This is a genomic window from Halomonas sp. BDJS001 (assembly GCF_026104355.1).
GTDB lineage: Bacteria > Pseudomonadota > Gammaproteobacteria > Pseudomonadales > Halomonadaceae > Vreelandella.
Genome location: NZ_CP110535.1, coordinates 4,733,394 through 4,746,368, shown reverse-complemented (window position 1 = coordinate 4,746,368; position 12,975 = coordinate 4,733,394). Strand labels below are relative to the sequence as shown.

Sequence of the window (12,975 nt, the reverse complement as noted above, 5' to 3'; positions counted from 1 at the left end):
ACATTCAACATCACATGAAAAGTAAAGTAAATTGTTAAGTTAACAGCCATCATTTGGAAACGGTGCAAGTTGAGTTCCAGTTGTTTAAAAACACCTAAATTATTATTTACTTAACGCGAGCCGAAGGTTGCTATGTGAGTCTAGATAAGCACGCATTTCGTCACTTCTTACTGGCAAGGCACCACTCAAGCGCAACTTGGTGAATAAAGTGCATGTCTTGGTGCATTCATACTCACTACCCCATAAGTTCGACGCCTCGACTCGAATAGTGGTTAACAACGCTCACTTCCATGAAAGGAGGGGGTTGGCTGTAACGATAGATGGCCTGTTTCAGCGAGCCGTTATTAGTTGCGTTTTTTGAATATCGGTTGCGCATTGTGGATATCCGTCAGTAACCCGATGGCTATACCGTTTAACGACCCTGAAGGCGTTAACAAGAAACGGAGATAAGCATGAAAGTCAGCGTTATTGGCGGTGGACATGGTTGCTACGCCGCAGCCATCGAGATGGTGGAGAAAGGTTTCGACGTGACATTGTGGCGTCGGGATGGCAATGCTCTGCAAGAGTTGCATCAATTGGGCTATTTGGACGTCAAGGATGCGCAAGGTGAACGGCGTATTCAGATTGGCACTCAAAAGGATCAACTATCTCTAACAGATAGCCTGGCGGAGGCGACGCAACAGGCGGAGCTGCTGATTGTGCCCTTACCCGCCACGTCTCATGACACCCTAGCCGACCAGTTGGGTTCGCTACTACGGGATGATCAGGTGGTCTTTCTACCCCCGGGTACATTCGGCAGCTACCTGTTCCACCGAGCGATGCGAAAAGCAGGCAACGACAGCCAAGTGGCCTTCTGTGAAACGGGCACGCTTCCTTATTTGGCGCGTAAGCACGGTGCTAATAAGGTAGTCATCAGCGTTTATGCAACCCGGCTCCCTACCGGCGTCTTCCCCAGCGAACTATCAGCACATGCCTTCTCTGTATTGCGGGAGGCCTACCCCAGCGTTGAACCCATCGAGGATGGACTCAGTGGCGCCTTAATGAACGCTGGCCCTATTATCCATCCGCCTTTAATTATGATGAATGCGGGGCCGCTGGAGCATTTTGATGCCTGGGATATTCATAACGAAGGAACCCAGCCCTCTATCCGAAGCGTGACCACCGCGCTAGATAATGAGCGTATCGCGGTGCGCGAAAGGCTGGGTTACAAGCCCTCCCATTTTCCTCTTGCTAACCACTACGCCTCCGAAGGCGAGGAGTGGATGTATGGTCGTGGCGCCCACGGCAAACTGACCGATAGTGGCGACTGGCGAGAGAACATCGACCTTCATAGCCATCGTTACATGCTGGAGGACACCCGAATGGGGCTCTCCTTCATTGTGTCGGTTGGCCGCTGGGCGGGGCAGCCCACGCCAGTGGCGGAGGGGCTGTTGAGCATTGCTTCGGCGATCACCGGCCAAGATCTCTACGCCCAAGGCCGAACGCTGGAAATGCTGGGACTGGATTCGCTCTCCCAGGCGCAGATGCGCTCTTTATTGACGTACGGTATTCAGGCCTGACCTACCGATAGAGGAGACCGCATCATGCAGGACAACATTATCGTCTTGGGGGCCGGAAGAATGGGAGAAGGTATTGCCCTCTCATTTATTCTGGCTGGCAAGGAGGTCGTGCTGATCGACTTTAAGTCACGCAGCCCTGAAGAGCGTCAGCACTATTATGAGCAGGCTCGCAGTCGACTAGTGACGGAGCTTAAGTATCTTCAGGAGAAGCGGCTCATTCAGGAAGAGCAGATCGCTTCAATGGTGAAGCAACTTCGTATCGTGGATGACCAGCAGGTGCAGATGGTGGCGGGAAGCCGTCTGGTTTTCGAGGCGCTGCCTGAAGTCAGCGAGATTAAGCAGCAAGGGCTGGCCTGGGCAAGCCGCCATTTGGATAAGGAGGCTGTTATCGCCTCAACGACGTCCACTTTTCTGGTCACCGAACTCGCTTGCATGGTTAGCCATCCGGCCCGTTTCATGAACGCCCACTGGCTTAATCCTGCTCATTTGATGCCCTTAGTGGAGGTAAGTCGGGGCAAGGATACCGAGCAGCGCTATGTCGATGCGCTGTTCACGGTGCTTAAAGGGGTAGGAAAAGTACCGGTGCTGTGCGAGGCGGTGCCGGGCTACATCATTCCCCGCCTGCAGGTGCTGCTCATGAATGAAGCCGCGCGCATGGTCGAGGAGGGCGTTGCCAGCGCCGAGGATATCGATGTGGCCATCCGGGTTGGGCTGGGGTTGCGCTATTCGGTGCTGGGAGTGCTGGAGTTCATCGATTGGGGCGGTGGAGATACGCTTTTCTACGCGTCCAACTACCTGTGCGACAAGCTGGATAACCGCTTCAAGTCACCAGAGGTTATTACCCGAAATATGCAAGAGCAGCGTCGAGGCTTCCAAGATGGCGTGGGCTTCTTCGACTACTCAGGGGTCGATCTGTCGAACTACCGAAGGCAGCGCTCCGACGCTTTTCTAAAGCGTCTTGAGTTGCTTGAGCTGATGCCGACAGTCACTACCCGTTATTAATCCTTCACAGCCTATAAAGCGCCTATAGGAAACCATGCTGTTCCTGTAGGCCTTCGCCGAGGATAGCCATAATGAAAACCAGTACACAGGTGGGAACGTTAACGGTACTAATAGCTGCAATGGCGTTGGTGGGGTGTAGCGATGCGCAGGAGGAGGTAGTCGATGGGCCTAGCGACGACGCCCAAGTGATTACCCTCAGCTATGCTTTCTTTGCCCCAGCGCAGAGCTTCCCTGCTGTTCAGATGGAGCACTGGGCGAAAGAGCTCAGTGAACGTACCGATGGGCGTGTCGAGGTCGACCTCTTTCCCGGAGGCTCCTTACTCACGGCCAGCAATATGTACGATGGGGTGCTGAATGGTGTTGCGGATATAGGGCTTTCCGCCACCTCTTACGAGCCGGGCCGTTTTCCCCTGATCAACTTGGCCGGTAGTCTGACCGGCCAGGACGTCAATTCAGAAGTCGCCAGCCGCATGACTTACCAACTGCTTCAAGAGTTTGGAGACCAGATGCCCGAACTCGATGAGTTCAAGGTCATCACGGCCTTTACCTCAGAGCCTGCTTATTTCCAGACCATTGAGCCGATTCGTCAATTGGAAGACCTGGAGGGGTTGGAAATCAGAATTTCCGGCGATAATTCCAGGGCGCTGGATGCACTGGGGGTAACCGCAGTAGGCATGTCGCAGGCTGATGCTGGAGAGGCACTTCAGTCCGGAATTATTGATGGGTATGCAGCTTCTCGCGAAGTGTTAATGGATATGCAGTTCGCGCGTTTGGCTAAGTACGTGACCGATTACCCCTTAACTAACACCATTTTTGCAGCGCTGATGTCGCGAGAGAAGTGGGAGGCGCTCCCTGCTGATATACAGGCGGTGATCGAGGAGTTGGCGCCGGAGATGGCAACCTTCACCGGCCAATATCTCGATGAGCATATACAGCGTTCACTCGAGTGGGCGCAGCAGGAAGAGGGGGTTGAAGTGATAACGCTTGACGATGATGAGGCTAGCCGTTGGGATGACCAGCTCGCGCCGGTCAATGAAACTATCCTGTCGGATGCAGAGCAGCAGGGCCTACCCGCGTATGCTTTTGCAGAAAGAATGCAGGAGTTGATCGAGGAGTATCGTACTGAGGCTGAATAAAAGGAGCAGAGACGACAGTAGGCTCAGAGCAATACGTTGGCCAATCCGTTACCAGTAGTATGTTCGCGGTTTGAATGTAGTGTTTGCACGGGGGTCACCCCATAGACCTCCTTGTACTGTGCGGCGAAGTGGCCCGGGCTGTTGATGCCATGCTGCATGATGACATCGGTGACACGGTGGCCACGAGGGGCATCAATCAGCGCCTGGTGCACACTCTTTATGCGTTGCTGAGTAAAATAGGCTTTGGGTGAGAGCCCGACAAATTGCTGGAAGCCGTACTGCAACGTGCGCTTTGACACCCCCACCATCGAGGACAGTGTCTCGAGCTCGATAGCCTGCTTGAGGTTCTGGTCAATAAGCGTTTTGGCTTTTTTTACATAGTGCGGAAGGGGAGAGGGGTTACCACTCAAGCGCTGACTGTAATTGTTCATGAACAGCCCCAGCAGGCTGTCATATAAGTAGTCTTCCATCAGCTTGATTTGCTGGCGCGGAGCATTTTGCTGGTGAAGAGAGTCGGTGAGACGGGCAAAATACTTGATGGTATCCAGAAGAAAGACCGTGCCGGGGTAATGTTCGGGAAAGTAGTGGTCAAAGATGATTGGAAGATCAATGCGTTGGTCGAGCCGACATGACAAGCGTTGCTCCAACTGATGGCGCGGTACTCGAACGATGATGTTATGGCAGTTCGGAGAGGTTTGAATGAGCGCGCCTTGATAGGGTGATGTAACGGTAACACCTCCTTGAATCATACTGACCTGACGGTCAGCGTATACGATGGTTCCCTGGCCTTCGAGAGTGATACGAAACAGGTAAACGTTTGACTCTTCAACAGGATCAATTTCGACATTGGCACCATATTGCAATTCGATAATAGCCAATTGGTCGAAGCTAACGGCGCTCAAACGTGAGGCAAGTCGCGGGCCGTCAAATAAACGCATGCGATGTGGGCATAGATAGTGGGTAACATGCTGACGAATGACCTCTTGTGAATCTGTGCGCAGAATAGCGTGCTTCTGCAGCAGAAACGGTGTTGTACCCATGGTTCACCTCAACAATGCACTAAGCAGGTGATGGTTTTGGGGTGTGAAGCCGAGGCAATATCGGCTGAGCCATTAGATGGCACGCGCTATCCCTAGAGGCTCCAGGCGCTTACACTCGAATGGATATATGCTAGAATAATCCACTATTTTTTTGGATGGCGTGCTTCTTATGGTCGACAAGGATGAATTATCGTCTTCCTTTTTTCCTCTTGCCGATGAATTTCGCTCGCGTGATTTTCCTTTTTATTGGGTCGCGAGGCTGAATGCTAAATACAGCGCTGATGTCGATACGCTACTGAAACCGCACGGGCTTAGTTCGTCTAAGTGGCGCATTCTCATGATCCTACATGAACATGGGCGCCTTAGCATGTCGGATATATCAGTACACGCTGTTGCAAAATTGTCAACTGTCACCAAAATCGTATACCGAATGCAAGAGTCGGGTTTACTGAAAACAGAAGCCAGCCCGCAGGATGGTCGCGTCACTGAAGTAGAGCTTACTGAGGCAGGTGAGGCGAAATTGGATATTGCTCGGCAAGTTACTAGCCGTCTAGTGGAAAAAGCCTTTGCCGATTTCAGTAAACAGGACATTATTCACATAAATCAGTGCTTGAGTCGGATGTTTCATAACTTAAACGCGATTTAAGGTCTATCGGCACGCTTGAGCCACTCTCTGCGTGGCAAATCACGGACATTTTTCCTATGGGCAACCTAATAGCTCAGTTCCTTCCTGAACGACTCCTTTTCTGTTCAAGCCTCCCCCTGGCTCTTTTGCTTTAGTGTCATGCAAGTAGTTCAATTTCCACGCTTGCGCAGTAGCCCATCCATTAGTCGTAAACGATACGTGTAATTAAGCAGGATATTCCCTATCCCTTGTGAGAATTACGAATAGGTGAAGCACGGGAATAGTCGCTATTTTATAGTTAAATAACTGATTTTATTGGTTATTTGGGTTTTTCTGTATTCATATCAATTTGCTCAATTAGGTATACAAATCAACCTGATAGGTATTGGTAGCGCGTTACTTCAAACGTAACACTCACCTGCACTGTTATTGCTCTGCGGGTAAAATGATCATGTCGCAAACCACAGGGGCCGTTGAACAAGCGCCCTACGCTGAAGCCTCTGCTTTCAAACCGGTCTCGCTTGTACTGGGTATCCTTATTGGCCTGGGTGTTTTCTTCCTTTTGCCTGAAACGCTGGCCTTCAATGCTCGTCTAGTGGCGGGCATTGCGATGCTGATGGCCACCTGGTGGATGACAGAAGCGATCCCTATCCCTGCCACGTCGCTGTTGCCGCTTGTACTGTTCCCTTTTTTCGATATTGCCTCGGTCGGTGAGACCGCCTCGCCCTATGCTCACAGCATTGTCTTTCTAGTATTGGGTGGCGTACTGCTGGGCTTGGCAACGCAGCGCTGGAATTTACATCGCCGCTTCGCGCTACTGACGGTGCTCACCGTGGGCACCAAGCCGGCTCAAATAGTCTTCGGTCTGATGTTCGCTAGCTGGTTTATTACCATGTGGGTGAGCAATACCGCCACCGCTGTCATCATGGTTCCGATCGGAGGCTCGATCATCGCGCTAGTGAAGTCACTGGGTAACGGTGATGACACGCCCAAGTTTTCGGCCGCTGTGCTACTGGGCATTGCCTATGCCATCACCATCGGCTCCATGGCCACATTGATCGGCCAGCCGCCGATGGCGCTAATGCGCGCCTACATGGAAGACACTCACGGGCTTAGCATCGGATTTGGCCACTGGATGCTGGTGGGTGTGCCGTTCTCATTCACTATGCTAATGCTGGCTTGGTTTGTGCTTAACAAACTGGTGTTCCGCTCGGAAGTCGAGAGTATCCAGGGTGGCCGGGCGATGATCGAGACAGCGCTCAAGGGGATGGGCCGACTATCGCCTGAAGAGTCACGTGTATTGATGGTTTTTGCCGGGGCAGTATTCTGCTGGGTATTCCTGCCGTTAATCGCGAGAATTCCTGTCGTGCAGAGTGCGCTGCCTTGGTTGGGTAACATCAACGATACCAGTGTGGCGATTCTCTCGGCGATTCTGATGTTTGTGATTCCTGCCTCTAATGGAAAAGGGGCGTTGCTGGCGTGGTCGGCTACCCGTGACGTGCCCTGGGGAGTACTGATTTTGTTTGGCGGTGGCCTAACACTCTCAGCCCAGTTCACCGCCACTGGCTTGAGTGCCTGGGTTGGCGAGAGCGTCTCGGGATTATCGGGGTTACCTCCGATCCTCATCCTAGCCATCACTGCTATCGTTATTATCCTATTGACCGAGCTAACCAGCAACACGGCGACCGCGGCTGCCTTCTTCCCGATTATGGGATCTATTGCCGTGGGGCTGGGTATCGAGCCCTTCCTGATGACCATCGTGGTCACCTTTGCTGTGAGCTGTGCCTTTATGTTGCCCGTGGCGACACCTTCCAATGCAGTGGCTTTCGCTACCGGCGATCTTCCCATCAAGAGCATGATCCGGGCAGGTATCTGGCTCAATATCATCGGCTTGCTGGTGATTATGGTCGCGCTCTACACCATCGTTCCCCTGGTATTCGATGTCTCTTTCTAAAACGTGGCTGACAACTTCGTTGGCAGCCAGTCTGATTTGACGATGTCAGATATCCGGCCTAAGTTGTTCGTAATAAAAACTAGTGTTCGCAATGAGAACAAAGAGGCTTCCATGTCCCAGCCCTGCATTATCTGTGTCGCTATCACCGGCAGTCTGCCACGCAAAGAGAACAATCCTGCCGTACCGATTACGGTTGAAGAGCAGATTGAGAGCACCCAGGCGGCGTTCGAAGCAGGGGCTACCATCGCCCACTGCCATGTGCGCAACGATGACCAAACCCCCTCATCTGACCCAGAAAAGTTTGGCCGCCTGATGGAAGGGCTTAAGAAGCACTGCCCCGGCATGATTATTCAGCTCTCCACCGGCGGTCGCTCCGGGGCAGGAGAAGCCCGGGGTGGGATGCTCCCGTGGCCAGCCTCTCGGTGGGCTCCAATAATTTCCCCAATCGTGTGTACGAGAATCCACCGCAGTTGGTGGAGTGGTTGGCCGATGAGATGCTCAAGTACGGCGTCAAGCCTGAGATCGAAGCGTTTGATCTGTCGCATATCCACCAGGCAGTGAGTCTTTCCAAGCAAGGCAAGCTAAAGACGCCGCTCTATGTGCAGTTTGTCATGGGCGTCAAGAATGCGATGCCAGCAGACAAGCCAACGTTTGATTTCTATATCGAGACGCTCAAGCGGCTGGCGCCGGATGCGCAGTGGTGCGGTGCGGGCATTGGAGCCAATCAATACCTGCTTAACGAGTGGTCGATTGCTGCAGGCGGTCATACGCGTACCGGGCTTGAGGATAACGTTCGCCTGGATAGCGAAACGCTGACGCCTTCCAACGCGGCGTTGGTCGAGCGCACCGTCGCCCTATGCGAAAGGTATGAGCGGCCGGTGGCTACCTGGCAGCAGGCCCGTGAGATGCTTGGGTTATAACAGTACAAAACCGACAAGTAATAAGCAGGAGTAAAGAGATGACGAATATCACTGTCGTGGGTGATGCGCCTGAAATAGACGAGATCAAACGGGTTGTACAACTCTATGTGGATGGCTTTCAAGGCGGTATAGAAAAGCTTCAGGAAGCCTTTCATAAAGAGGCGTGGATTTTTGCTCTGGACGCTGAGGGCGCCTTGGCAACTGACCTGATCAGCGATCGCTTCGAGCGCTGGGCGAATAGCCAGCGAGCGGTGAAGAGTCGTTTTATTGCCATCACCCAGGCCGGAGAGGTCGCCAGCGTGCTGCTAGGCTTTGATAATAGCGAAAACCTTGAGGACTCTTGGGTGGATGTGATTGCACTGCTCAAGGTTCAAGGTACCTGGAGAATCACCAATAAGACTGCTGCCCACAGTACGCGCGCGGCGTGGGCCAAGCCCAGCGCCTAGGGCCTGCTGACGTTGGTTCTATTCAGGTCGGTTCTATTCAGAGAACATTGAAAACATAAGCCCTCTTAACCAACGGTTGCCGGGATCTTGATGAAAGCGACGGTGCCAGAAGAGATTGATGGAAATCTCTGGAAAGGCTAGCGGGTGCTCACGAACAATAAGCCCAAATCGTTCACACGTCGCCTCGGCCAGCTTACCCGTCACTGTCACCACTAAATCGCTGCTGCTGACAATGTAGGGGACGGCCGCGAAATGCGGCAGCGTTAATCTCACCGGGCGCTTAATACCAGCGTTTGCTAGCTGTTCTTCTACTATCCCGTGGCCGGTTCCCTGGGCAACGACAACAGCGTGATGGGCTGAGCAAAACTCCTCTAAGCCAAACTCTCCAGTGGCGAGAGGGTGGTCATGGCGCATAAGGCAGACATAGCGCTGCACAAATAGACGCTGCTGATAAAAGCCAGCGCCAAGCTGTGGAATCAGCCCGATGGCTAGATCGATTTGCCCCTCTTCCATCTCATATTTCAGCTCATTGTTGTGGCTGCGAGCAGTGTGGAGTGAGATTCCTGGTGCTTTTTGAGAAAAGTGCTGCAACAAGCGTGGTAGAAAAACGATCTCACCAATATCGGTCATGTTGAGATTAAAGGTGCGCTCACTCAGGACTGGGTTGAAATCATCACGCAGGTTCAGGGTGTCATTCACTCTGGCTAATGCGTCCGCAATGCCGGGGTGAAGCTGGCTGGCGCGAGGCGTTGGCTGGAGCCCTTGCGAAGTGCGTTCGAAGAGCTCATCACCCAATAAAACGCGCAAACGCTTTAACGCATGGCTGACCGCAGGCTGCGTAATACCAAGACGTAGTGCGACCCGCTGCGTGTTCTGCTCCTGATAGAGCAGGTCAAACACAACCAGCAAGTTCAGGTCGATATCGGCAAGTTTGACCATCAGGATGCGCTCTGTTGGGAGTTCGACAATAGTCTATTGTCGTCGCAGAAAGTGACTTCATCTCTTTGATTCATATTGTTATTAGTACCGTTTATAGTTCAAATGAAAGGGGCTGTGTGGTGGACGTTGTTTCATCCTAATAGCGTTAGGGGCAGAGCGTGAAGCTCACCATGATAACGATAACCCCCCGAGCGGAGTGGAACATGCCATCTAAACATACACAGCAAAAACGTCTCTCGATTGGTATTGTCGGTGGCGGTATCGGTGGCGTAGCCTTCGCCGTCGCGCTATCCCGGGACAACGGTCTTGATGTTCAGCTTTTTGAAGCCGCCCCCCAGTTCTCAGAAATTGGCGCCGGGGTCTCCTTTGGCCCCAACGCGGTGAAAGCCATTCAACTGCTGGGGTTGGAAGAGGCTTATCAGCGTATTGCCGACTCCTCACCAGCCCCTTTTGAAGATGTGTGGTTTGAGTGGCGGCGGGGTAGTGATGATGGCTACTTAACCGCCAGTTTAGCCCCTGGGGTGGGCCAATCTTCAGTACACCGTGCCGATTTTCTGGATGCCATTGTCGCCAATCTACCAGAGGGGATCGCTCACTTCGGTAAGCGTTGTGTCGAGGTTAAGCAAGGTACCGATAGTGCCACCGCCTGCTTTGACGACGGCACGCACTTTACCGGCGATGTGATTATCGGCTTTGACGGCATCAAGTCCGCGGTGCGCCGTCATGTTCTGCCCCCAAAGAAGTACGGCGAGATATCCCCGCTCTGGAGTGGTACCTACGCTTACCGCGGCATGATCCCAACTAACCAGTTGGAGGCTGCCCTGGAAGCAAAGGGGAGAGAGAAACGCCTAGCGCTGGTGCCCCAGATGTACCTAGGCAAAGACCGACACATTCTGACCTTCCCGGTTAAACAGTCGCAACTGGTTAACGTGGTTGCCTTTATCACCGACCGCTCAACACCTAATCCTGCACTACCTGAAGGTGAAGAGTGGGTACAAACCGTCACCCAACAGGAGATGCTGGATGTCTTTGATGACTGGAGCCCAGCTTGCCAGGCAATTCTTGAATGCATTTCTGAGCCAACCCGCTGGGCGCTGCATGAGCTACCGGAGCTGGCCCACTACCACCGTAATCGTGTGCTGATTGTCGGCGATGCTGCCCACGCATTAGTACCCCACCAGGGGGCTGGGGCCGGTCAGGCACTTGAAGATGCCTATGTGCTCGCCACTCTGCTGACGGATGCCAGTTGCCACCGACGCAACGTAAGCGGTGTGCTAGCCGCTTTTGAGCAGGTGCGCCATGCACGTACCTGCAAGGTGCAGCGCACTTCTCATGAGGCAGGCGACGTATACGAGTATGCGGGTGTGGATATTGGCAGTGATGAGACCAAACTCATCGAGAACCTGAAAAACCGCTTTGATTGGCTCTGGAATCATGATCCTCGTGACGATGTAAGAGCGGCGCGACAGGTTAGGAAAGCGCTAACCAATTAGCTTATAGCCACACAGGGTTAACTAACTGCCACTGTTAATGATCAATTCAGCCGCGCAGCTCCCTTAATAGTTAGTAGCAGAGTTTGTGCGCTGAAGACATCGCTATAGTTTGCCGTTGGTTATTCATCTACTGTTGGATAAATCGTCATCTAAACGAGACTTTATTCTTCAAGTTATTAATAAATATAAAAATATTAGTTCGATAAAGAAGATAAGTAGAGGGGGAGTCAGCTAAGTGATGATTGCTATTAGATAAAAACTAAGCTCTCACCGCCCGGTCATGATACCTCCACGGTATGGCTAAGCACCTAAACAATATTGGTTCCCTCTTGCTCACGCAATCAAACTGACATCAAGTCAACGATTGCCAGACGCTGGAGCCTGCATGTCAACTGTCATCCAACATATTGAGACGCTATTGGTCGACCTACCGACCATCCGTCCTCACAAACTCTCCATGACCACCATGGCCTGCCAAACCATGGTGATTGTGCGCATGCGCCACTCCGACGGTATCGAAGGGCTCGGCGAAGGCACCACCATTGGCGGCCTGGCCTACGGTCCAGAAAGCCCGGAGAGTATTAAGCGCAATATTGATACTTACCTAGCCCCTCTGCTGGTCGGCCAGCCTTCCAACAATATCCACCAGTTGCGTGCCCGGCTTAACCGCCATGCTCGCGGCAATATGATCGCCAAATCTGCATTAGAAACGGCTCTGTTGGATGCTCAGGGCAAACGCTTGGGGTTGAGCGTCGCCGAGCTGCTTGGCGGTGCACGCCAGGATCACTTGCCTGTGCTATGGACGCTAGCCAGCGGTGATACCGCCAAAGATATTGATGAGGCCATGCTGCGCTTAGAACAGCGTCGGCACTGCGACTTCAAGTTAAAAATTGGTGCTAACCCTGTGGATCAGGACGTGCGCCATGTGGCTGCGATCAAGGAAGCGCTGGGTGATCGAGCCAGTGTGCGCGTTGATGTTAATCAGGCCTGGGATGAGTCGACTGCGGTGCGTGGTATTCAGGCGCTTCAGGATGCCGGTATTGAGTTAATCGAGCAGCCCATTGCTGCCCGTGAACACGCCGGTCTAGTTCGTTTGGCTAACCGCTTCAATGTGCCAATACTCGCTGATGAGGCGGTTCAGGATGCCCGCGACGGGCTTGATCTCGTATGCGGTGGTTTCAATGGTGCCTTTGCCCTGAAGATCGCTAAATCCGGCGGTATTTACGGGGTACTAGAGCTAGCCCACGTCGCCCAAGCGGCTGGAATTGGCCTATATGGCGGCACATTGCTAGAGGGCACCATTGGCACCGCTGCCTCTCTACACGCCTGGGCAACGCTGCCCGCAATGGCCTGGGGGACAGAAATGTTCGGCCCGCTGCTGCTGAAAGATGACATTGTGGTTGAACCTCTTAACTACACCAGCTTTGGGGTTGAGTTGCCGCAAGGGCCAGGACTGGGCATCACCTTAGATGAAGATAAGTTGGCTCATTATTCACGTAAATGAACGCCACGGTAAATAGAGCCAACGTTTGCGCTCGCCCGCGATACAAGAGGAGACACATATGCTGTTTCAAGTAGAGATGACCGTTAAGTTGCCGCCCGACATGCCCGCCGAGCAGGCAGCCAAGATCAAGGCAACGGAAAAGGCGTATTCCCAAGACCTGCAGCGCCAGGGCAAATGGCGCCACTTGTGGCGGGTAGCGGGTAGCTACTCGAACGTTAGTATTTTCGACGTGGAGGACAATGCTGAGCTGCAAGAGCTGGTCAGCAATCTGCCGCTCTTCCCTTATATGGAGATCGGCGTCAAACCGCTGTGTCGTCACCCCTCTTCGGTGCGCGACGACGACAGCTAATTATTTAC

At 53.0% G+C, this 12,975-nt stretch carries 12 protein-coding genes and 1 pseudogene; 11 read left to right on the top strand and 2 right to left on the bottom strand.

All coding sequences use genetic code 11. The annotated features are described in order from the left end of the window. Positions 1-452 precede the first annotated feature (452 nt). From OM794_RS22095 to OM794_RS22085, 3 genes are all read left to right on the top strand, one after another. Positions 453-1,559, top strand: coding sequence for an NAD/NADP-dependent octopine/nopaline dehydrogenase family protein (locus OM794_RS22095; RefSeq protein ID WP_226249217.1), 1,107 nt, complete (start codon positions 453-455; stop codon positions 1,557-1,559). Positions 1,560-1,583: 24 nt separating this feature from the next. Then, positions 1,584-2,561, top strand: a complete 978-nt coding sequence (locus OM794_RS22090; protein WP_226249218.1) for a 3-hydroxybutyryl-CoA dehydrogenase — start codon at positions 1,584-1,586, stop codon at positions 2,559-2,561. Positions 2,562-2,632: 71 nt separating this feature from the next. After that, positions 2,633-3,697 (top strand): TRAP transporter substrate-binding protein, encoded by a 1,065-nt coding sequence (locus OM794_RS22085; RefSeq protein WP_226249219.1) that lies wholly within the window; start codon positions 2,633-2,635, stop codon positions 3,695-3,697. Positions 3,698-3,720: 23 nt separating this feature from the next. Here the strand turns inward: OM794_RS22085 and OM794_RS22080 are convergent, their stop codons facing one another. Next, positions 3,721-4,737, bottom strand: coding sequence for an AraC family transcriptional regulator (locus OM794_RS22080; RefSeq protein WP_226249220.1), 1,017 nt, complete (start codon positions 4,735-4,737; stop codon positions 3,721-3,723). Between the two features lie 169 nt (positions 4,738-4,906). Between OM794_RS22080 and OM794_RS22075 the strand changes: the two genes are divergently transcribed. The 5 genes and pseudogenes from OM794_RS22075 to OM794_RS22055 all read left to right on the top strand — a co-directional run bounded on the left by OM794_RS22075 (position 4,907) and on the right by OM794_RS22055 (position 8,682). Beyond that, positions 4,907-5,383 carry a MarR family winged helix-turn-helix transcriptional regulator gene (locus tag OM794_RS22075; RefSeq protein ID WP_226249221.1) on the top strand — a complete coding sequence of 159 codons (477 nt, stop codon included), beginning with the start codon at positions 4,907-4,909 and terminating at the stop codon, positions 5,381-5,383. 430 nt (positions 5,384-5,813) lie between these two features. Further along, positions 5,814-7,316 carry an SLC13 family permease gene (locus tag OM794_RS22070; RefSeq protein ID WP_226249222.1) on the top strand — a complete coding sequence of 501 codons (1,503 nt, stop codon included), beginning with the start codon at positions 5,814-5,816 and terminating at the stop codon, positions 7,314-7,316. 42 nt (positions 7,317-7,358) lie between these two features. After that, a pseudogene (locus OM794_RS22065) lies at positions 7,359-7,649 on the top strand (3-keto-5-aminohexanoate cleavage protein); the annotation flags it as partial. Positions 7,650-7,723: 74 nt separating this feature from the next. Beyond that, positions 7,724-8,236, top strand: a complete 513-nt coding sequence (locus tag OM794_RS22060; protein ID WP_265154074.1) for a 3-keto-5-aminohexanoate cleavage protein — start codon at positions 7,724-7,726, stop codon at positions 8,234-8,236. A 38-nt stretch (positions 8,237-8,274) separates the two neighbouring features. Next, on the top strand, positions 8,275-8,682 hold the full coding sequence (locus OM794_RS22055) for a nuclear transport factor 2 family protein (RefSeq protein ID WP_226249223.1): 408 nt from the start codon (positions 8,275-8,277) through the stop codon (positions 8,680-8,682). Positions 8,683-8,715: 33 nt separating this feature from the next. Here OM794_RS22055 and OM794_RS22050 read toward each other — a convergent pair whose 3' ends face one another. After that, complete coding sequence (locus OM794_RS22050; protein WP_226249224.1) at positions 8,716-9,621, bottom strand: LysR family transcriptional regulator; 906 nt, start codon at positions 9,619-9,621, stop codon at positions 8,716-8,718. Between the two features lie 203 nt (positions 9,622-9,824). Here OM794_RS22050 and salA point away from each other — a divergent pair, with 203 nt between their 5' ends. The 3 genes from salA to catC all read left to right on the top strand — a co-directional run bounded on the left by salA (position 9,825) and on the right by catC (position 12,967). Then, entirely contained in the window at positions 9,825-11,114 is a 1,290-nt protein-coding gene (gene salA / locus OM794_RS22045; RefSeq protein ID WP_226249225.1) for a salicylate 1-monooxygenase, read from the top strand. Between the two features lie 385 nt (positions 11,115-11,499). After that, positions 11,500-12,618 (top strand): muconate/chloromuconate family cycloisomerase, encoded by a 1,119-nt coding sequence (locus tag OM794_RS22040; RefSeq protein WP_226249226.1) that lies wholly within the window; start codon positions 11,500-11,502, stop codon positions 12,616-12,618. Between the two features lie 58 nt (positions 12,619-12,676). Next, positions 12,677-12,967 (top strand): muconolactone Delta-isomerase, encoded by a 291-nt coding sequence (catC, locus tag OM794_RS22035; RefSeq protein WP_226249227.1) that lies wholly within the window; start codon positions 12,677-12,679, stop codon positions 12,965-12,967. The last annotated feature ends 8 nt before the right edge of the window (positions 12,968-12,975 follow it).